Genomic DNA, 18,599 nt, shown 5'->3' on the forward strand with positions numbered 1-18,599 from the left:
GTGCGCACCCGCGGGTGTCGGTCAGCGGGCTGTGCTTCCCGGAGCTGTCCGCGCCTGACACCCTGGAGGCCGTCGCGGCGCTCGGGGTCACGAACGCCTCGCTGACCGGGGCGAAGGTGCGCGCCGCCGGCGCCGAGGCCGTCGCCGCCGCGAGTCGTCGGCACGGCGTGCGCGTGGTGACCATGACGGCGGCGCTGGGCCTTGATCTGCGGCCCGGCGCCGAGACTGTCGCGGCACAGCTCCGCAACGCGCGCGTGGACGTCGACAACGCCGCCGCCGTCGGGGCGGGCACGGTGTACGGGCTCACCGGCCCTCGTCCGGGCGCGGACTGGGACGCGGGGGCCGCGGCCTACGCGGACGCCGTCACCGAACTCGTCGACCACGCCGCCGGGCGCGGGGTGACCCTCGCGGTCGAGCCGGCGAACTGGCTCTACGCCGACCTCACGTTCGTCCACTCGTTCCACGACGCGCTGCGGCTCGCCCGCCGGGCCGGGATGGGCGTGTGCCTCGACCTGTTTCACGTCTGGACCGAAGGCGGACTGCGGGCGGAGATCGCCGCCAACGCCGACGCCGTCGTGCACGTGCAGCTCAGCGACATGGTCCTCGGCGACCGGACGCTGCCGTGCCGAGCCGTGCCCGGCGACGGCGACGTACCCCTGGCGAGCCTCGTGGGCTGGCTGCTCGAGGCCGACTACCAGGGCGTTTTCGACTGCGAGCTGAGCGGGCCGCGGATCGACGCGCTCGGGACCCGGACGGCGGCGGCCCGGTCAGTCGCCTGGCTGACGGGCCTGCTCACCGACCTCACCGACCCTCGGCGCCTGACAAGCCCGGCGCCCGAATCAGATCGTTAGAGGAGAGGTACAGCCATGGCCCAGGCCGTGATCGTCAGTGCGGTACGCACGCCCATCGCGACGTCGTTCAAGGGGACGCTGAGGGACACCTCGGCCGAGGACCTGGCCACGGCGGTCGTCCGGGCCGCGGTGGACCGTTCGGGGCTGGCGCCGGAGGACGTCGACGACGTCATCCTCGCCGAGGAGCTGGCGGGCGGCGGCGACATCGCCAGGTACGCCGCCTTCGCGGCCGGGCTGACGGCGGCGCCGGGCCAGGCCGTCAACCGCCACTGCGCGGCGAGCCTCGCGGCGGTGGGCAACGCGGCGGCGACGATCCGGGCCGGGATGGACCGCGCGGTCGTCGCCGGGGGCACCCACTCCTCGTCGATGAACCCGAAACTGTCGTGGCGGGTGCCCGGATCGGACGAGCCGCGCGCCGGGTTCAACCCCACGTTCCCCTACTACGAGGGCGCCACCGACGACGTGACCCTCGCCGTCGGCTGGAACACCGCGCTGGAGGTGGGCATCACCCGCGCGGAGCTGGACGCCTGGGCCAAGCGGTCCCACGACCGGGCGATCGCCGCGATCGACGCCGGCGTCTTCGACGACGAGATCGTCCCGATCGACGTCGTCGCGGCGGGGGAGAAGATCCGCTTCGCCGTCGACGAGCACCCGCGGCGGGGCTCGACGCTGGAGAAGCTGGCCACGCTGAAGCCGCTGCACCCCGAGATCGAGGGCTTCGGCATCACCGCGGGGAACGCGAGCGGCGTGAACGACGCCGCCGCGGCCCTGATGCTGGTCAGCGACGACCTCGCCCGGGAGCGGGGCCTCACCCCGCTGGCCCGGGTGCGAGCCTGGGCGGCACTCGGGGTGGCGCCGCACCGCACCGGGATGGCCGGGGTGGAGGTCATCCCGCGGGTGCTGGAGCGGGCCGGGATCGAGGTGGCCGACGTGGACGCCTGGGAGATCAACGAGGCCTTCGCCTCGGTGCCCATCGCCGCCTGCCGCCTGCTGGGGATCCCGGAGGAGCTGGTCAACCAGTACGGCAGCGGTTGCAGCCTCGGGCATCCGGTCGCGGCCTCCGGGGCGCGGATGCTGACCACGCTGACGCACCACCTGCGCCGGCGCGGCGGCGGGATCGCCGTGGCGGCGATGTGCGCCGCGGGCGGCCAGGGCGGCGCAGTGGTCATCGAGGCGCCGTGAGGGTCGGGATGCCGCTGAAGTACTCCGGCGGTTTCACCGAGACCGTCGCGGACCTTCGCGACTTCGAGGCGGCCGGGCTCGACCTGGTCATGCTCCCGGAGGCCTACAGCTTCGACTCGGTGAGCCAGCTGGGCTACCTGGCGGCCCGGACCTCGACGGTGCTGCTGGCCACGAGCATCCTGAACATCTACTCGCGCACCCCGGCCCTGCTGGCGATGACGGCGGCCGGGCTGGACTACGTGTCCGACGGCCGCTTCGTGCTCGGCCTGGGCGCGTCGGGGCCGCAGGTGATCGAGGGGTTCCACGGCGTGCGCTACGACGCCCCGCTCGGGCGCACCCGCGAGGTCGTCGAGATCTGCCGGGCGGTCTGGCGGCGCGAGCCGCTCAGCTACGACGGCCGCCACTACCGCCTGCCACTGGACGCCGCGCACGGCGGCAGCGGCCTGGGGAAGCCGCTGAAGCTGATCAACCATCCGGTCCGGTCCGCGGTGCCGATCGTGCTCGCCGCGCTGGGACCCAGGAACGTCGAGCTGGCCGCCGAGATCGGCGACGGGTGGGAGCCGATCTTCTACCTCCCCGAGGCGGCGCCGGCCGCCTTCGGTGAGTCGCTGGCGGCCGGTCGGGCCCGGCGGGCGAGCGCGTTGGGGCCGCTCGACGTCGTGGTGCCCACCCAGCTGCTGATCAGCGACGACGCGGAGGAGATCGAGACCGCCCTCCAGGCCGTGCGCGAGCACCTCGCGCTCTACGTCGGCGGCATGGGCGCCCGGGGCAGGAACTTCTACAGCGAGCTCGCCGGCCGCTACGGGTTCGCGGCGGCGGCCGCCGAGGTGCAGGACCACTACCTCGCCGGGCGCAGGGCGCAGGCCGCGGCCGCGGTGCCGGAACGGCTGGTGCGCGGGGTCTCGCTGATCGGACCGCCCGGCTATGTGCGGGAGCGGGTGGCGGCGTTCGCCGAGAGCGGGGTGACGACGCTGAACGGGCTGCCGCTGGCCGGCACCCACCGCGGGCGGCTCGCCGACGTCGAGCGGCTCAAGGAGTACGCGTCGTCGGCGCTTCCCGGACATTACCGTGATAGGTATAATGAGCTAACTAATTGATTGCTATCGCGTGGGGTGAATGATGTCGATGGTTCTCCTCGGTGACGAGGAACGTGCCTTGCGCGACTCGGTCCGGTCGTTCCTCGACAAGGTGGTCGCGCCGGAGGTCGGGGACCACGAGCGGGCGCGCACGTTCCCCTGGGAGCTACTGCCGCAGCTCTACGACTTCGGCTACGTCCGCGGCGGGGTGCCCGAGGCGCTCGGCGGCGACGAACTGCCGATGATGATGCAGGCGATCCTCATGGAGGAGGCCGGCCGCTGCTGGGGTTCGCTGCGCACGACCGTGAACGTCCAGGGCATGGTGGCCCGGACGCTGGCCGCCGCGGCCAGCGAGGACCAGCGGGCGCGGTTCCTGCAGCCGCTGCTGGCCGGGAGCCGCTTCGGCTGGTTCGGGCTCACCGAGCCCGGCGCCGGCTCCGACGCCGGGGCGCTGCGCACGACCGCGCGCGCCAGCGGCGACGGCTACCTGGTGAACGGCAGCAAGCTCTACATCACCAACGCGCTGGGCTGCGACTTCGGCATCCTGTTCGCCCGGGTGGTCGATCACGACGGGACCGATCACGGGGTGAGCGCGCTGTTGGTCGACGCCGCCGAGTCCGAGTTCGGCGTGCACGACATCCCGCACATGCCGCTTCGCTCGACGACCAGCTGCGAGCTGTCCTTTCACGACACCTACGTTCCCGCGGCCAACGTGCTCGGCGCGCTGGGCGGCGGGTTGTCGCTGGGCATGAAGGCGGTGAACGCGGGGCGGCTGAACATGGCGATGGGCGCGGTCGGCCTGTCGCAGGCGTGCCTCGAGGCGTCGATCGCGTTCTGCCGGCAGCGGGAGCAGTTCGGCAAGCCCATCGCCGCCTTCCAGCTGGTCCAGCAGATGGTGGTGGAGATCGCCACGCTCACCGAGACCTCGCGGCTGTTGGGGTACAACGCCGCGCGGGCCGTCGACGCGGGCGAGCCGGGTCGCTACGAGTGCTCGATGGCGAAGTACTACTGCGGGGAGTCGGCGGGCCGGGCGGCGACGCTGGCCCTGCAGGTGCACGGCGGCGCCGGGCTGATGGAGGAGTCGCCGGTGGAGCGCTACTTCCGCGACGCGCGCGAGGCGACGATCCCGGAGGGCACCAGCCAGATCCAGATCCTGCACCTGGGCAAGGCCCTGCTCGGCCACTCAGCCCTGCGGTGAGCGGACCTCGTCGAGGCCGTGGACTTCGTCGGCCGGGTCGAGCGGGCCGGTGGCGGCGGTGACCGCCGCGAAGGGCCGGCCGATCCGGTCGCAGGCCAGCCGCAGTCGCGCGCCGATGTCCGCGGTCAGCTCGTCGGTGAAACGGCTGGTGAAGCCGACGGCCGCCGCGACCAGCGACACCGAGCCGTCGGTGTCGAACACGGGTGCCGCCACCGTGCTCACGCCGAGCGCGAAGCCCTGGTGATCGACCGCCCAGCCGCGCTCGCGGACGGTGTCGAGCTCGCGGGCGAACTCCGCCAGGTCGGTGGTGCTGCGTTCGGTGAACCGGACCAGCCCGCCGGCCAGCACCTCGGCCGCGGTCGCCGGCGGGTCGAACGCGAGGAACGCGCGCCCGAACGAACCGCCCTGGATCGGCAGCCGCGCGCCCGGCTCGACGGTGATGTGCACGCCGTGGTCGCGTTCGAACCGGTCGATGATGGACACCTCGCCGGTGCCGATTCGGCGGTAGAGCACGACCGTGGCCTCGAACTGGGCGACCAGCCCGGCCAGGTCACGGCGGGCCACCGCGACCAGGTCGAACTGGCGGCTGGCGGCGTTGCCGAGCTCCACCAGCGCCGGGCCGAGGGAGTAGGTGCGGGCGCGCTGGTCGTAGCGGACCGCGTCGAGCTCGACGAGCGAACGCAGGATGTAGAAGGCCGTGCTCTTGTTGAGCCGGGTGGCCGCCACGATCTCGGTCAGCGGCGCCGGCCCGGACCGGGTCAGCGAGAGGAGCACGCCGAAGGCCCGCTCGATCGCCGGCACCCGGGAGGCGGGGGCGTGGAGTTCGTGGCCGGTCCGGCTGTCTCGGTCCGGCATACGTCCCCCTCGAAGGCGTGGTCTTGACGGCGTGCGTCGCACCTGGTGATGCTAATGCCAGAACGATGTTCTCTATAGAGAACCTGAGCGAGGAGCCTCCGCTGCCAGCATCAGCCCCCTCGGACGACGTCCTGGTGCGCCACGAGGACGGGGTCCTCACCATCACGATCAACCGTCCCGACCAGCGCAACGCCGTGAACGGCGAGGTCTCCCGGGGCATCGCGGCCGCCCTCGACCTGCTCGACTCGACTCCCGAGCTGCGGGTCGCGGTGCTGCATGGCGCCGGCCCGAGCTTCTGCGCGGGCATGGACCTCAAGGCGTTCGCCGCCGGTGAGAAGACCTCGGACCCGGTGCGCGGCTTCGCCGGGGTGGTCGAACGGCCGCCCGCGAAGCCACTGATCGCGGCGGTCGAGGGGTGGGCGTTGGGCGGCGGCTTCGAGATCGTCCTCGCGTGCGACCTGGTGGTGGCGGGCCGCGGGGCGCGGTTCGGGCTGCCGGAGGTCCGCCGCGGACTGGCCGCGCGCGGCGGTGGCGCCTTCCGCCTGCCGCGCCGGCTGCCCCACATGCTCGCCATGGAGCTGCTCCTCACCGGCGCACCGCTCGAGGCCGAGCACGCGGCCCGGTTCGGCCTGGTGAACCGGCTGGTCGACGACGGCGGGGCGCTGGGCGCCGCCCTGGGGCTCGCGGGCGTGGTCGCCGAGAGCGCGCCGATGTCGGTGCGGGCGTCCAAGCAGGTCGCGGTGGAGTCCGCCGACTGGCCGGTCGGCGAGGGTTTCGAGCGGCAGCGGGCGCTGTTCGAACCGGTCTTCGCCTCCCGCGACGCGGCCGAGGGAGTGGCCGCCTTCCGGGAGCGGCGCGCTCCGGTCTGGCGGGACGCATGACGGAGACGCCCGCCCCCGCCCCGTTCCCGTTCCCGTTCCCGGGCCCGTCCCCGGGCCCGGCCGCTGCCGCGGCGGCCGGGTCGCAGGCGCTGGGCGACGTCACGGTCGTGTGCCTCAGTGCCCTCGGGCCCGTCCCGTTCGCGACCATGCTGCTCGCCGACCTGGGTGCCCGGGTGATCCGGGTCGACCGGGCCGACCGGCCCGGTGGCGTCACCGGGCTGCGGCTCGAGGACGATCCGCGTACCCGGGGCCAGCGCGGCATCGGGGTCGACGTCCGGCATCCGTCGGGCCGGTCCGTGATGCTGCGGCTGGTCGAGACGGCGGACGTGTTCCTGGAGGGAATGCGCCCCGGCGTCGCCGAGCGGCTCGGGCTCGGCCCGGACGATCTGCTGGCCGTCAATCCCCGCCTGGTGTACGGGCGGGCGACGGGCTGGGGGCAGTCGGGCCCGCGCGCGCAGCAGGCCGGGCACGACATCAACTACGCCGGTCTCGCCGGCGGCCTGTACCCGACCGGACCGGCCGAGCTGCCGCCGCTGCCGCCGCTCAACCTGCTGGCCGACTTCGCCGGCGGCGGTTCCTACCTCGCCCTCGGCGTGCTCGCGGCCCTGCACCACCGCGCGGCGACCGGGCGCGGCCAGGTGGTCGACGCGGCCATGGTCGACGGCGTCGCCAACCTCACGGCGATGATGCACGGAATGCTCGCGGCCGGCCTGTGGAGCGATCGCCGCGGCGACAACCTGCTCGACGGCGGCGCGCCGTTCTACCGCACCTACCGCACCGCCGACGACGGCTTCGTCGCCGTGGGCGCGCTGGAGCCGCAGTTCTACCGGCTGCTGCTGGAGAATCTCGGGCTCGACCCCGCGCGGTGGCCGCAGCACGACCGGTCGACCTGGCCCGAGCAGGAGCGCGTCCTTGGGGGTTTGTTCGCCGCGCGCACCCGGGACGAGTGGGCGAAGCTGTTCGACGGCGTCGACGCCTGCGTGACGCCGGTGCTGAGCCTGGCGGAGGCGGCGGCCTCGGCCGAGCTGCGCGAGCGCGGGACGTTCGTCGAGTGGGGCGGCGTCGCGCAGCCGGCGCCCGCGCCCCGGCTGTCTGCGTCCCCGGCCGTCGAACGTCCCCGGTCGGGCTGGCGCAGCCATTCGACCGAAATCCTGACCGAGCTCGGGCTGACCGAGACGGAGCGGGCGGCGCTGCGCGACGCGGGCGTGATCGCTTAGGGCCCCGGCGGCACCGCCGCCCGCGGCCGTTCCAGCCGCGGACCCGCCGGCAGCCGCACGACGACGATCGAAGGAGATCCATGCCCGACGAGACGCCGGTCAACGAGACGCCGGCCCCCGCTACTCCGGCCAAGGAACACGCTGGCAAGGTCGTGCTGATAACGGGGGGCGGCCGCGGCTTCGGCAAGGCGTTCGGTGCCGCGCTGACCGAGCGCGGGGCGCACGTAGTGCTGGCCGACATCGACGGTGACGTCGCCTCGGCCGCCGCGGCCGAACTCACCGCGCTCGGCGGCAGCGCGGCCGGGGTCGCCTGCGACGTGACGGACGAGGCCCGCGTCGGCGAGGTGGTGGCCGACATCGTCCGCGCGCACGGCGGGCTGGACATCCTGGTCAACAACGCGGGGCTGCACTCGGCCGCCTTCAACAAGCCGACCGCCGAGCTCGGCGCCGGCCGGATCCGCCGGCTGTTCGAGGTCAACGTGATGGGCGTCGTCATCTGCACGCTGGCCGCGAAGGACGCGATGAGCGGGCGGCCGGGCGCCGCCGTCGTCAATATCTCCTCCTCGGCGGCCTACGCCAACCGGACCGCCTACGGCGTCTCCAAGCTCGCGGTCCGCGGCTTCACCGCGCAGTTCGCCCGCGAGCTGGCCACGGTCGGCGTCCGGGTCAACGCGATCGCCCCCGGGCTGATCCTCACCGACACCGTGCGGGCCGAGCTGCCCGCGACCGAGGTCGCGCGCGTCCTCGCGCAGCAGGTCCTGGCGCGCGAGGGCGAGGAGCGGGACGTGGTGAACGCGCTGCTCTACCTGGTCTCCGACGCGGCCGCCTTCATCACCGGGGAGACGCTGCGGGTCACCGGCGGGTTCGCGCTCTCGGTCTAGCCGACCCGAGCTGAGGAGATGGGACACGCATGGCAGATCACCAGGCTGGCACGGATCACCCGGCTGGCACGGTTCGCCAGGCTGACGCTGCTCGTCAGGCCGAATCAGCCCTGACCGCCGACCTGGCGAGGCGGCTGGCCGACCGGCTGCCCCAGTGGCGTGGCGGGGCGCGGGTCAGTGAGGTCCGCCCGCTGACCGGCGGCACGTCGAGTCTGACGTTCCTCGTCGACGTGGCCGGCGTGCCGGCGGCGGAGTCCCCGATCGTGGTCAAGCTCGCGCCGCCCGGCCTGGCGCCGGTCCGCAACCGCGACGTCCTGCGGCAGGCTCGCGTGCAGGCGGCGCTGCAGGGCGGGTGGCTGCAGGGCGGGCGGCGGCAGCTGGCGCCCGACGTCCTGTTCTCCGATCCCGGAGCACCGCCCGGGATCCCGCCGTACATGGCGATGAACCTCGTTCCCGGGGAGTGCGTCGAGCCGGTGCTCAGGCCGGTCGCGGACCGGCCCGTCCCCGAGCTGGTGCGCGCCCGGTATCTCGACGCGGCCGGCGTCCTGGCCGACCTGCACGATGTCGTTCCCGCGGCGGCCGGCCTCGCCGACGAACCGGTGGTGGACCTGGCGGCGGAGATCGATCGCTGGCGCCGTGCCTTCGAGACCCTTCCCGACGGGATGCGCGGCGACTACGAACGCGCCGCCGGCGCGCTGGTGGCGACGATCCCCGCGCCGCTGCCGCCCGTGATCAACCACGGCGACTACCGGCTGGGCAACACGCTGTGCGAAGGGGCCCGGATCGCGGCGGTCATCGACTGGGAGATCTGGACCGTCGGCGACCCGCGGGTGGATCTCGCCTGGCTGACGTTCTTCACCGACGACGCCGGCCATCCCGCGGCCGAACCGGGGCCGCCGGCCGGCACACCCACGCCCGACGAGGTCATCCGAGCCTACGAGCGCCGGCGCGGGGTGCCGATCGCCGACCTGGACTGGTTCCACGCCCTCACGCGCTACAAGGAGGCGGCGGCGACCGGGCTGCTGCTGAAGCGGGCGGTCAAGACCGGCCGGGAGGTGAACGGCGCGCTGGCCCGGATGGTGACCGCGCTGCCGGGACTGGTCCAGGAGACGCTGAAGATCGTTGGGGATTGACCCCACGGCAGACGATCCGAGGTCTGTGGACGCTGGCGCCCGCCGACCGCTGTGGCGAACGGGAGAATTCTGTGGACGACGATGTCATTGGGAGCACGCCCCGCCCACCCGACGGCGACTGGCTCGGCACGCCGTACCTGAGACTTGAGCGGCACGAGCCGTTCGGGCACCTGGTCGTCGACCGGCCCGAGGCCCGCAACGCGCTCACTCCCGCGATGTACTTCGGCGTGCGCTACGCCGTCCGGCGGGTCGACGCGGACCCGGCGCTCGCCGGCCTGCTGATCACCGGGGTCGGCGACGTGTTCATCCCCGGCGGCGATCTGGGCAAGAACGCCGGCGACCACTGGCTGCACCTCGGCGGGGTTCCCGGGGCCATCGACGTACTTCCCTTCGATGTCCTGCGGCAGAGCGTCAAGCCGGTGGTGGCGGCGGTGAACGGGATCTGCCAGGGCGGCGGCCTCATCATCGCGCTGTGCTCGGACATCGCGGTGGTGAGCGAGCGGGCGACCTTCCGGGTGCCGGAGCTGCTCCGCGGGATCTCGGACACCTACTTCGCCTCGATGCTGGCACGCCTCGTCGGGCCGGTGCGCACGCGCGACCTGATGCTCACCGGTCGCACCCTCACAGCCCAGGAGGCGGTCGAATGGGGCCTGGTGAGTCGGGTCGTCCCCCATGACGAACTCCTCGACGCGGCCGCTGCGGTGCTCGCCCAGTGCTGCCAGACCGCCCCCGGCGCCCGCCGCGACGTCAAGCGCGTGCTGGACCAGTACGGCGGGCTGCACGACCGCATCGCGTTCTTCGACAGCCTGCAGCGGGATGAGTCGCGCGAGGGCTTCTCCGCCTTCATCGAGAAGCGTTCGCCCAACTGGGTGCCCGAGTCGCTGCGCCGCGACGCCCGCGCCTGACCGGGGAAGCGGCCCAGGGTGGTCGTGCCGGTACCGGTCGCTTGCTGCCGACCACGATCTAATATAACTTAGTTATACAATTAAGGGTCGGTCCGGCGGGTGTGATGTCCCGGCCCGGCTTCGGCCACGTACGGAGGTGCGAGCATCAAGCGACCCGCTGAGAACCCAGGCAGGATCCGAGCCCGAGCCGCCTGCGGGCCCCGCCGCGCGGGTCGGGAGACGCGGTGAGGGCCGCCCGCGTCGAGGCGTACGGCGGTCCGGCCGACGTCGTCATCCGTGACGTACCCGCTCCGGAGGCGACGCCGGGCCACGTCGTCGTCGACGTGGCCGCGGCCGCGCTGAACTTCCCCGACCTGCTGCTGATCGCGGATCGCTACCAGGTGTCGGCGCCGCTGCCCTTCACCCCCGGGTCCGAGTTCGCCGGCCGGGTGGCGGCGGTGGGAGAAGGTGTCACCGGTCTCGCCGTGGGTGATCCCGTTCACGGCTCGGTGTTCTCCGGCGCGCTGGCCGAGCAGGTGCTGGCGCCCGCGACCGCGGTCTCGCCGATCCCGCCCGGGCTGTCGATGGTCGAGGCGGCGGCGTTCCGGGTGACCTACCTGACCGCGTACCACTGCCTGGTCACGATCGGAGAGCTGGCACCCGAGCAGTGGGTCGTCGTCCTGGGGGCCGCCGGCGGCGTCGGTTCCGCGGCGGTCGACATCGCCGTCAGGCTCGGTGCCCGCGTCATCGCCGCGGCCTCGTCACCCGAGCGGCTGGCGGTCTGCAAGGAGCTCGGTGCCGAGGCGTGCATCGACTACACGACGGAAGACCTCAAGCTCCGGATCAAGGAGATCACGGGCGGCGGCGCCGACCTCGTCGTCGACCCGGTCGGCGACCGGTGGGCCGAGCCGGCGCTGCGCGCGATCCGCTGGGGTGGCCGCTTCGTCGTCGTGGGCTTCGCGGGCGGCGAGATCCCGCGGATCCCGCTGAACCTCGTGCTGCTGAAGAACATCACGGTGCGCGGGATCGAGCTGCGTACGTGGTCCGCGCGGCTGCCCGAGGAGACGGCGCGGGCGCGCGAGGGGCTGGCGACACTGGTCGCGCAGGGGATGCGGCCGCTCGTGTCCGAGGTGCACGACCTCGACGACGTGGCCGTCGCCCTGCAGCGCGTCGCCGACCGGGCGCCGACCGCCAAGGTCGTCATCCGCGTCGCGGACTGACGGCGCCGGCCGCAACGCGAGAACTTCGACCGCGACGGCTTCGATCGCGAGAACTGCGACTGCGAGAACTTGGACCGCGAGAACGAGGAGACGGCATGGCAGACTCGGTGCTGGTCGAGCGGCACGGCGCCGTCCTGGTCATCACGATCAACCGCCCGGAGGCCCGGAACGCGCTCGACGCCGAGGCCGCGCGAGGTATCGCGGCGGCAGCCGACGAGCTGGACGGCGACCCGGAGCTGCGGGTGGGCGTGCTCACCGGGGCCGGTGGTTCGTTCTGCGCCGGCATGGACCTGAAGGCGTTCCTGCACGGTGAGACCCCCAACATCAAGGGCCGCGGTTTCGGCGGGATCACCATGACGCCACCGCGCAAGCCGCTGATCGCCGCGGTGGAGGGCTGGGCCCTGGCCGGCGGCTTCGAACTGCTACTGGCGTGCGACCTGGTCGTGGCGGCAGTGACGAGCAAGTTCGGCGTACCCGAAGTCAAGCGCGCGCTGGTGGCCGGCGGTGGCGCCGCGATGCTGCTGCCGCGCCGGATCGCCTTCTCGGTCGCGCTGGAGCTCCTGCTGACCGGTGAGCCCGTGACGGCGGAGCGGGCGGCGGCGCTGGGGCTGGTCAACCGGGTCGTGCCGGAGGGCGCGGCGCTGGCCGGGGCGCTCGAGCTCGCGGCCAAGATCGCCGCCAACGGGCCGTTGGCGGTGGCGACGACCAAGCAGATCGCGCGGGCGCAGGCCGACTGGACGGTCGAGGAGGGCTGGCAGCGGCAGGCCGAGTTGTGCGCCCCGGTGTTCGCCTCCGAGGATGCGCGCGAGGGCGCGACCGCCTTCGCCGAGAAGCGCCCCCCGGTGTGGCTCGGCCGGTGACGGCGCGCTCGGCCGGTGACGGCGGGCTCCGTCGGGTGACCCGCGGTGCCGCGCCGCTCGAGGCCGGCCGCCTGGCCGGCGCCGACGGGCATCGGGCCGGGGCACCACAGGAACGCCATCCCTACGAGAAGCGGGAGCCGTTATGGCCGACGTCAGCCAGACCCGTCGGTCCGAGACCGACGGGATCCTGACGCTCACCCTCACACGCGACGAGAAGCTCAACGCCGTCAGCCCCGAGATGATCGAGGCGCTGCGCCAGGCCGCGACCGATCTGGGTGAGCGCGGCGACCTCAAGGTGCTCGTGATCGCGGCGGAGGGCCGCTACTTCACGGCCGGCATCGACATCCGCCAGAGCGGTGCCGGCGGCAAGCGCGGGTACGCCGCGGACGGCAGCTTCAGCCCGCGGCGGCTGCGCCATGAATACCGGCGGCTGCACCTGGTCTTCGACGAGCTGGAGGCGGTCGAGAAGCCCGTCGTCCTGGCCGCGCACGCGCCGTGCCTGGGCGTCGGCCTCGAACTGGCCGCGTCCTGCGACTTCCGGCTGGCGTCCACCGCCGCGAGGTTCTCCCTGCCCGAGCTGCCCGCGCTCGCCGTCATCCCGGGCTCCGGGGGCATCAGCCGGGTGACCAGGCTGGTCGGCCCGCACTGGGGCAAATGGCTCGCGTTCGGGGAGGAGGTCGACGCCCACCACGCCCGGGACATCGGGCTCGTGCACGCCGTCTACCCGGCGGAGGAGTTCTCCGAGCGGGTGAGCGCCTTCGCTCGCAAGCTCGCCCGGCTGCCCTCGGAGGCGGCGGGCGTGGCGAAGGTGGCCGTCGACGTCGCGGCGAGCGTGGACCGGCAGACGGCACGCGATTTCGACCGCTTCGCCAACACCATCCTGTTGACGTCGGACGAGCACCGGGCGCTGACCCGGGCCTTCGAGACGCGCAAGAAGTCCGCTGAGTAGAGCTGACGTCCAGTAGAGCTGACGTCGAGCAGATCTTCGAGGGATCTGATGCCGAGGGGTGCTGACGCAGGCAGCGTCAGCACCCCTCGGCGTCGCCGTGCGTTCCGGGTCAGCTGGCCTGGCCCAGGTAGGCGCGCTCGATCCGGCTCTCGTCGGCCGCGAGCTCCTTGGCGTCCCCCCGGAGCACGACGTCGCCGTGCGAGAGGACGATCGCGGTGTCGGAGACGCCGAGGGCGAGCGCCACGTGCTGCTCCACGAGGATGCAGGCGACGCCGGACTCGTCCGCGACCCACCGGATGACCGGCAGGAGAGACTCGACGATCACCGGCGCGAGGCCCATGCTGAGCTCGTCGATGAGAAGTACCTTCGGGTCCTGCATCAGCGCCCGGCCGATCGCCAGCATCTGCTGCTCGCCGCCGGAGAGGTTCCCGGCCGCCACCTTCATCCGGGGCCGCAGGCCGGGGAAGTGGTCGAGAACCTGGTCGACCGTCGTGCCGCCGCGACGGGCGGCCAGCTTCAGGTTCTCGTGGGTGGTGAGGCTCTTGAACAGCGAGCGGTCGTCCGGCACGAGCACCAGCCCCGCGCTCACCGCGGAGCGTGCCGAGCCGGGCTTCACCGCCACCCCGCCGATCTCGACGTGCCCCGCCAGCGGCGGCAGCAGGCCGGCGATCGTCATCAGCAGGGTGGTCTTGCCCGCCCCGTTCGGTCCGATCAGCGCGAGCACCTCACCGGCCTTCAGGGTGAGGTCGGCGCCGCGCACGGCCGGCCGGCCGGCCGTGTAGCCGGCGTCCATCCCGGCGCACCGCAATGCGGCGGTCATCGCACCTCCTCCGCGTGCACGCGCTCTGCGTGCCCGTGCTCCGCGTGCCCGTGCGTCGTGCCCAGGTAGGCGCGGGTGACCTCCGGGTTGCGCTGGATCTCCGCCGGTGTGCCGACCACGATTACCTCCCCGAGGTTGAGCACCACGATCCGGTCGCACACGTCCAGGACGAGGCCCATGTCGTGGTCGACCATGACGATGGTGATGCCGGCGTCGCGGATGGCCCGCAGCCGCTCGCCCAGCCAGCGGCTCTCGGTCGTGTCCAGCCCGGCGGCCGGCTCGTCCAGCAGGACGATCGCCGGACGCCCGGCCAGCGCGCGGGCGACGGAGACCAGCTGACGCTGCCCGACGGACAGCTCCCGCACCGGGGCGTCGGCCACCGCCTCGAGATGCAGGATGGTGAACAACCGGTCGATGTCGACATGCGACGGCGTGGCGCCGTCACCCGACGAGCGGGCCGCCATCGTGCCCGTCTGGACGTTCTCCCGGACGCTGAGATCGTCGTACAGCTCGATGCCCTGGAAGGTCCGGCCGAGGCCGCGCCGACTCCGCTGATGGGGTTTGAGGCCGTCGAGCCTGCGGCCGAGGAACTCGATCGACCCGGTCGCGTCGGCATAGCCGCTGACCGCGTCGATCAGGGTCGTCTTGCCGGCGCCGTTCGGGCCGATGAGGCCGACGATCTCGCCGCGGTTGACATCGAAGGTCACGTCCTGGTTCGCGACGACGGCGCCGTAGCGCACGCCGACGCCGCTGACCCGCAGCAGCGGGCCCGCCATGGCCTCGTGGGTGTCGCGGGGTATCGACAGCTCGGAGGCTGTGCTCGCCGCGGCCTCGTCCCCGGACGGCCCGTCCCCGGACGGCCGGGGGCGGGAGGCCGGCGATCGGCGTCCGAGCCAGGTGCGCAGCGCGCCCAGATGTTCGTGCACCGGCCCGACGATGCCCTCCGGGTTGAGGATGACGGTGAGCACCAACAGGACGCCGCTGACGGTCGTGTAGTAGTCGCCCAGGGCCACCGTGTCACGGCGGAGGAGGAAGGCCGCCAGGGTCAGCACCCCGACCACGCCGGACAGCGCCGGGATCAGCTTCGGCCGGATCTCGGCGACGATCGCGAGGACGGGCAGCCCGACCAGCAGGACGTAGACGCCCAGCGGCAGGCCCTTGTCGACCAGGGTGAAGATGATGCCGCCCGCGCCGATGAGCCCGGCGTTGATGCCGCCGGACACCGACGTGACGCCGGCCAGGTACGCGGTGGCGAACAGCGCGACGCAGCCCATCGCGGTGTACGAACTCGAGTCCGCCACGGTCTGCTGGTAGGCCAGCATGGCGCCGCCCAGCCCGGCGAGGAACCCGCCGATGGCGAAGGCGACGAGCTTCACCTGCGACACGGAGATGCCCGAGGCGGCGGCCGACCGTTCGTTGGCGCGCACCGCCAGCATCGCCGCCCCCAGCCGGCTGCGGCGCAACAGCACCACGCCACCGGCCACCAGCAGCAGGACGACCAGGCAGAACAGGCCGAAGGTGAGGCGTGGGTAGCCGGCGCCGGCGCCGATCCCGAGATTGACGCCGAAGATGCTCGGGTCGTCGATCGGCGAGCCGTTGAACCCGCCGTTGAGGTCCTTGTTGGTGAACCACAGCTTCTCGAGCACCACCGCCAGCGCGAGCGTGGTGACCGCCACCGGCAGGCCGCGGATCCGCAGCGCCGGCAGGCCGACCACCACCCCCACCATCGTCGCGAGGACGGCGGCGAGCAGCGGCGCGATCGGGAACGGCACGTGCAGCTGGTGCTGGATCCGGGTCAGCGCGAACGCGCCGACGCCGGCCAGGGTCAGCTGCGCCAGGGAGATCTGACCGCTGAAGCCGGTGACGACCACCTGGGACAACGCGATGATCGCCAGGACGATCGTGGTGATGATCGCTGCCCGGTGGGAGCCGTGCGTCGCCGCCAGCGCGGCGAACCCGACGGCGGCGATGACCACCCCGGGCAGCACCATCGACTTCGGCCGCGGCGCCCGGCCGAGGGTCTGCTGCACGATCGAGCCGCGCGAGGGCAGGGTCTGCCCCCGGAAGACCAGGAAGATCAGGATGACGGCGAGCGGGACGAACTCGGCGAGGCCGGATGACGGCAGCCAGCTCCTGGTCTGCAGGTTCGTGGCCTCCGACTGCAGCATGCCGATGACGAGCCCGGCGGAGACCGCCGTACCGATCCTGGTGAAGTTCCCGACGAGGGCCGTCGCCAGCGCCGGGACGATGAACAGGGTGTAGGACACCGGGGTCAGCGGAACGATGGGCGCGATGAGGATGCCGCCGACACCGGCGATCATGGTGCTCAGGGCCCAGTTGACCAGCGCGATGCGCTGCGGCGACAGCCCGGTGACCAGGGCGCCCTTCTCGGACTCGGCCGCCGCGCGGGTGGCCAGGCCGAACCGGGTGAGCCGGAACCACAGGGTCAGGACGACCGCCATCACGATGATGATGCCGGCGAACCAGAGCCGGTCGCCGGGAACCCGCTGCCCGGCGACGGTGTAGATGTGCGTCGGCAGGATGGCCGCCACCGAGACCGCGGTCGTGCCGACCTGGACCGCGAGCAGCGCCTGCATGACGATCATCACGCCGATCGACGCGACGGCCTTCGCGGCGGTGGGCGCCGTCCGCATCGGGCGGAAGACGGCCGCGTAGAGCAGCGCTCCCAGCGCCGCGGCGACCACCAGCGAGAGTGCGAACGCCGCCGGGAAGCCCATCCCGTCGATCCCGAGATCGACGGTCCCGGTTAAGCCGGGGATCGGGTTGAGCAGTTTCCCCTGCCGAAGGAAGGCATAGGTGTAGGCGGTGTAGAGGGCGACCGCACCGGTGGCGAAATTGACCACACCCGAGCTGCGGTAGGTGAGGACCAGGCCGAGTCCGAGCGCCGCGTAGACGGCGCCATTACCGAGGCCGAGGATCAGGAAGATGAGGTCGGTGCTACCCATGCCGGTGCGGCCGCCCTTCTAGATGAGGCCCGGACTCAGTTGTCGATGGTTTCGGGCTGCGTGCCCACGCCGTCCTTCACCGTCAGGACGATCTCTCCCGCGGAGCACACCGTGGTCAGGCCGGGAAGCTGCTTGCCGTCGCAGGTGAAGGTGATCCCTGCACCGGCCGGCAGCGGGACGTCCTTGGCCTGCGCGATGGCGGCGAGGATCGAGCTGCTGGTGACGGAGCCGGTCAGCTTGGCGGTGGCCCGGACCAGGCCGAGCATTCCCTGGTAGCCGACCGGCGTGTAGCCCGAGATCGACGCGTCGGGCGCGTACTTGGCCATCACGGTCCGGTAGAGCTGTGCCTCGGGATCGTCGGTCGCGATCGAGGAGACGCCGAAGACCTTGGCGCCCTCTATCGCGCCGCCCACGGCATCGACCGTCGCCGGGTCGAGGCAGCCGGTGATGCCCAGCTTGGGAATGGTCGGGTCGACCACGCTGAGCGCCTTCAGCGCCGTCGTGCAGCCGGTGGAGTTGAAGATCAGGATCGCGGCGTCCGGCTTGCCGGCGAGGCCACTGGTCACCTGGGGCGTCGCGTCCGCCGTGCCGGGCGTGACCGGTACGACGGTGAACTCGACCCCGGCCGCCTTGAACGCGGGGACGCCGATCTTGGCCGCCCCGCCGGTCGCGGCCGGCACGTCGGTCACGAAGGCGGCGACCTTCTTGTATCCCTGCTCGGCCGAATACGTGGCCATCGCGGAAAGGGTCGCGGCGAAGCCGCCCGTCCACATGTAAGCGTTCTTGCTCGTGAACTCGCCGCTGCTCGCCCCGGCCACCGAGACGTACGGGATGCCGGCCTTGGTGATGATCGGCACGATGGACTCACCGAAGCCGGTCGTGGTGACCACGACGGCCGCGACCTTGTCCTCGACCATCTGGTTCGCGCACTTCACCGACGAGGCGACGTCCTCGAGGATGCCGCAGCGGTCGATCTCGATCGGGTGGCCGCCGATGCCACCCAGATTGGCGTTGGCGTATTCGGCCGCCGCGACGGCGGCGTCGCCGATCTCAGGGTCGGACAACGCGGGACCACCCTCGGTGTTCAGTAACCCGATCTTCACCGGGTCGCCGCTGGCGGCCTGGCCAGGGAAGTAGGTCGCGAGGGCGGCGGGAATGGCAGTGCTGGCGGTGGTCGGGGCGGAGCCACCGCCGTCCGACCCGCTGTCGCTGCCGCAGGCCGCCACCCCGATCAGCGTTGCCGCGGCGATGGCCGCCACCGCCCCGCGGCGTGTCGCCCGGGTCGCGAGTCTGTGTTCCGTCTGGATCATGTGTCGTCCCGCTCGTGTAAGGCGGGCGGCCGTGCACCCGCGTCAGTGATCAGCCCGCCCGAAAAGCAAGCAGGTAGATGATTGAACTAGATTAGTAGGCCACAAGCTAGATTTTGTCAATGATCTAACTAGGTGACCTGTTTCTGGTCGTTCCGCCCGTGACCTGCGCGTTCGGGTGCGATCGGTGCTCAGGCCGGGTGGGTGAGTGCGCTCCGGGAGGTCCTGGTCCGCAGGTGGGCGGCAGGACGGGGGAGCCCGGTGAGCGTCCGGCAGGCGGCTCGCGGCGGGAGCGGGGCCGGAGCCCGGCGGAGGGCGA

16 protein-coding genes are annotated in these 18,599 nt (G+C 72.8%); 12 read left to right on the forward strand and 4 right to left on the reverse strand.

Annotated features, from left to right (window positions below):
- Positions 1-14: 14 nt before the first annotated feature.
- The 4 genes from MXD62_RS30505 to MXD62_RS30520 are packed head-to-tail and all read left to right on the forward strand — an operon-like array spanning position 15 to position 4,307.
- Positions 15-851, forward strand: coding sequence for a sugar phosphate isomerase/epimerase (locus MXD62_RS30505; protein WP_248832825.1), 837 nt, complete (start codon positions 15-17; stop codon positions 849-851).
- Positions 852-866: 15 nt separating this feature from the next.
- Positions 867-2,033, forward strand: coding sequence for a thiolase family protein (locus tag MXD62_RS30510; protein ID WP_248832826.1), 1,167 nt, complete (start codon positions 867-869; stop codon positions 2,031-2,033).
- A gap of 8 nt (positions 2,034-2,041) precedes the next feature.
- On the forward strand, positions 2,042-3,130 hold the full coding sequence (locus MXD62_RS30515; protein ID WP_248832827.1) for an LLM class F420-dependent oxidoreductase: 1,089 nt from the start codon (positions 2,042-2,044) through the stop codon (positions 3,128-3,130).
- 28 nt (positions 3,131-3,158) lie between these two features.
- Positions 3,159-4,307: an acyl-CoA dehydrogenase family protein gene (locus MXD62_RS30520; protein WP_248832828.1), complete on the forward strand. Its 1,149-nt coding sequence runs from the start codon at positions 3,159-3,161 to the stop codon at positions 4,305-4,307.
- On the opposite strand, the gene MXD62_RS30525 is transcribed toward MXD62_RS30520, so the two are convergent.
- The gene (locus tag MXD62_RS30525; RefSeq protein WP_248832829.1) at positions 4,293-5,162 is read right to left on the reverse strand and encodes an IclR family transcriptional regulator; all 870 of its coding nucleotides are present in this window, start codon (positions 5,160-5,162) and stop codon (positions 4,293-4,295) included. The genes MXD62_RS30520 and MXD62_RS30525 overlap by 15 nt on opposite strands.
- A gap of 65 nt (positions 5,163-5,227) precedes the next feature.
- On the opposite strand from MXD62_RS30525, the gene MXD62_RS30530 reads away from it, so the two are divergent.
- The 8 genes from MXD62_RS30530 (at position 5,228) to MXD62_RS30565 (ending at position 13,187) form a co-directional block, all read left to right on the forward strand.
- The gene (locus tag MXD62_RS30530; protein WP_248832830.1) at positions 5,228-6,043 is read left to right on the forward strand and encodes a crotonase/enoyl-CoA hydratase family protein; all 816 of its coding nucleotides are present in this window, start codon (positions 5,228-5,230) and stop codon (positions 6,041-6,043) included.
- Entirely contained in the window at positions 6,040-7,260 is a 1,221-nt protein-coding gene (locus MXD62_RS30535) for a CaiB/BaiF CoA-transferase family protein (protein ID WP_248832831.1), read from the forward strand. Before MXD62_RS30530 ends, MXD62_RS30535 begins: the two co-directional genes overlap by 4 nt.
- Positions 7,261-7,340: 80 nt before the next feature.
- Positions 7,341-8,141: an SDR family oxidoreductase gene (locus tag MXD62_RS30540; RefSeq protein ID WP_248832832.1), complete on the forward strand. Its 801-nt coding sequence runs from the start codon at positions 7,341-7,343 to the stop codon at positions 8,139-8,141.
- 29 nt (positions 8,142-8,170) lie between these two features.
- The gene (locus tag MXD62_RS30545) at positions 8,171-9,274 is read left to right on the forward strand and encodes a phosphotransferase family protein (RefSeq protein WP_248832833.1); all 1,104 of its coding nucleotides are present in this window, start codon (positions 8,171-8,173) and stop codon (positions 9,272-9,274) included.
- Between the two features lie 71 nt (positions 9,275-9,345).
- Positions 9,346-10,179 carry an enoyl-CoA hydratase/isomerase family protein gene (locus MXD62_RS30550; RefSeq protein WP_248832834.1) on the forward strand — a complete coding sequence of 278 codons (834 nt, stop codon included), beginning with the start codon at positions 9,346-9,348 and terminating at the stop codon, positions 10,177-10,179.
- 224 nt (positions 10,180-10,403) lie between these two features.
- Complete coding sequence (locus tag MXD62_RS30555) at positions 10,404-11,378, forward strand: NADPH:quinone oxidoreductase family protein (protein ID WP_248832835.1); 975 nt, start codon at positions 10,404-10,406, stop codon at positions 11,376-11,378.
- A gap of 95 nt (positions 11,379-11,473) precedes the next feature.
- Positions 11,474-12,238 (forward strand): crotonase/enoyl-CoA hydratase family protein, encoded by a 765-nt coding sequence (locus MXD62_RS30560; RefSeq protein WP_248832836.1) that lies wholly within the window; start codon positions 11,474-11,476, stop codon positions 12,236-12,238.
- Between the two features lie 142 nt (positions 12,239-12,380).
- Entirely contained in the window at positions 12,381-13,187 is an 807-nt protein-coding gene (locus MXD62_RS30565; RefSeq protein WP_248832837.1) for an enoyl-CoA hydratase/isomerase family protein, read from the forward strand.
- Positions 13,188-13,296: 109 nt separating this feature from the next.
- Here the strand turns inward: MXD62_RS30565 and MXD62_RS30570 are convergent, their stop codons facing one another.
- The 3 genes from MXD62_RS30570 to MXD62_RS30580 are packed head-to-tail and all read right to left on the reverse strand — an operon-like array spanning position 13,297 to position 18,283.
- The gene (locus tag MXD62_RS30570; RefSeq protein WP_248832838.1) at positions 13,297-14,007 is read right to left on the reverse strand and encodes an ABC transporter ATP-binding protein; all 711 of its coding nucleotides are present in this window, start codon (positions 14,005-14,007) and stop codon (positions 13,297-13,299) included.
- On the reverse strand, positions 14,004-16,973 hold the full coding sequence (locus tag MXD62_RS30575) for a branched-chain amino acid ABC transporter permease/ATP-binding protein (RefSeq protein WP_248832839.1): 2,970 nt from the start codon (positions 16,971-16,973) through the stop codon (positions 14,004-14,006). Before MXD62_RS30575 ends, MXD62_RS30570 begins: the two co-directional genes overlap by 4 nt.
- Before the next feature lie 35 nt (positions 16,974-17,008).
- Complete coding sequence (locus MXD62_RS30580) at positions 17,009-18,283, reverse strand: ABC transporter substrate-binding protein (protein WP_248832840.1); 1,275 nt, start codon at positions 18,281-18,283, stop codon at positions 17,009-17,011.
- Positions 18,284-18,599 lie beyond the last annotated feature (316 nt).

This window comes from Frankia sp. Mgl5, from assembly GCF_023242985.1.
Taxonomy (GTDB): domain Bacteria; phylum Actinomycetota; class Actinomycetes; order Frankiales; family Frankiaceae; genus Parafrankia; species Parafrankia soli.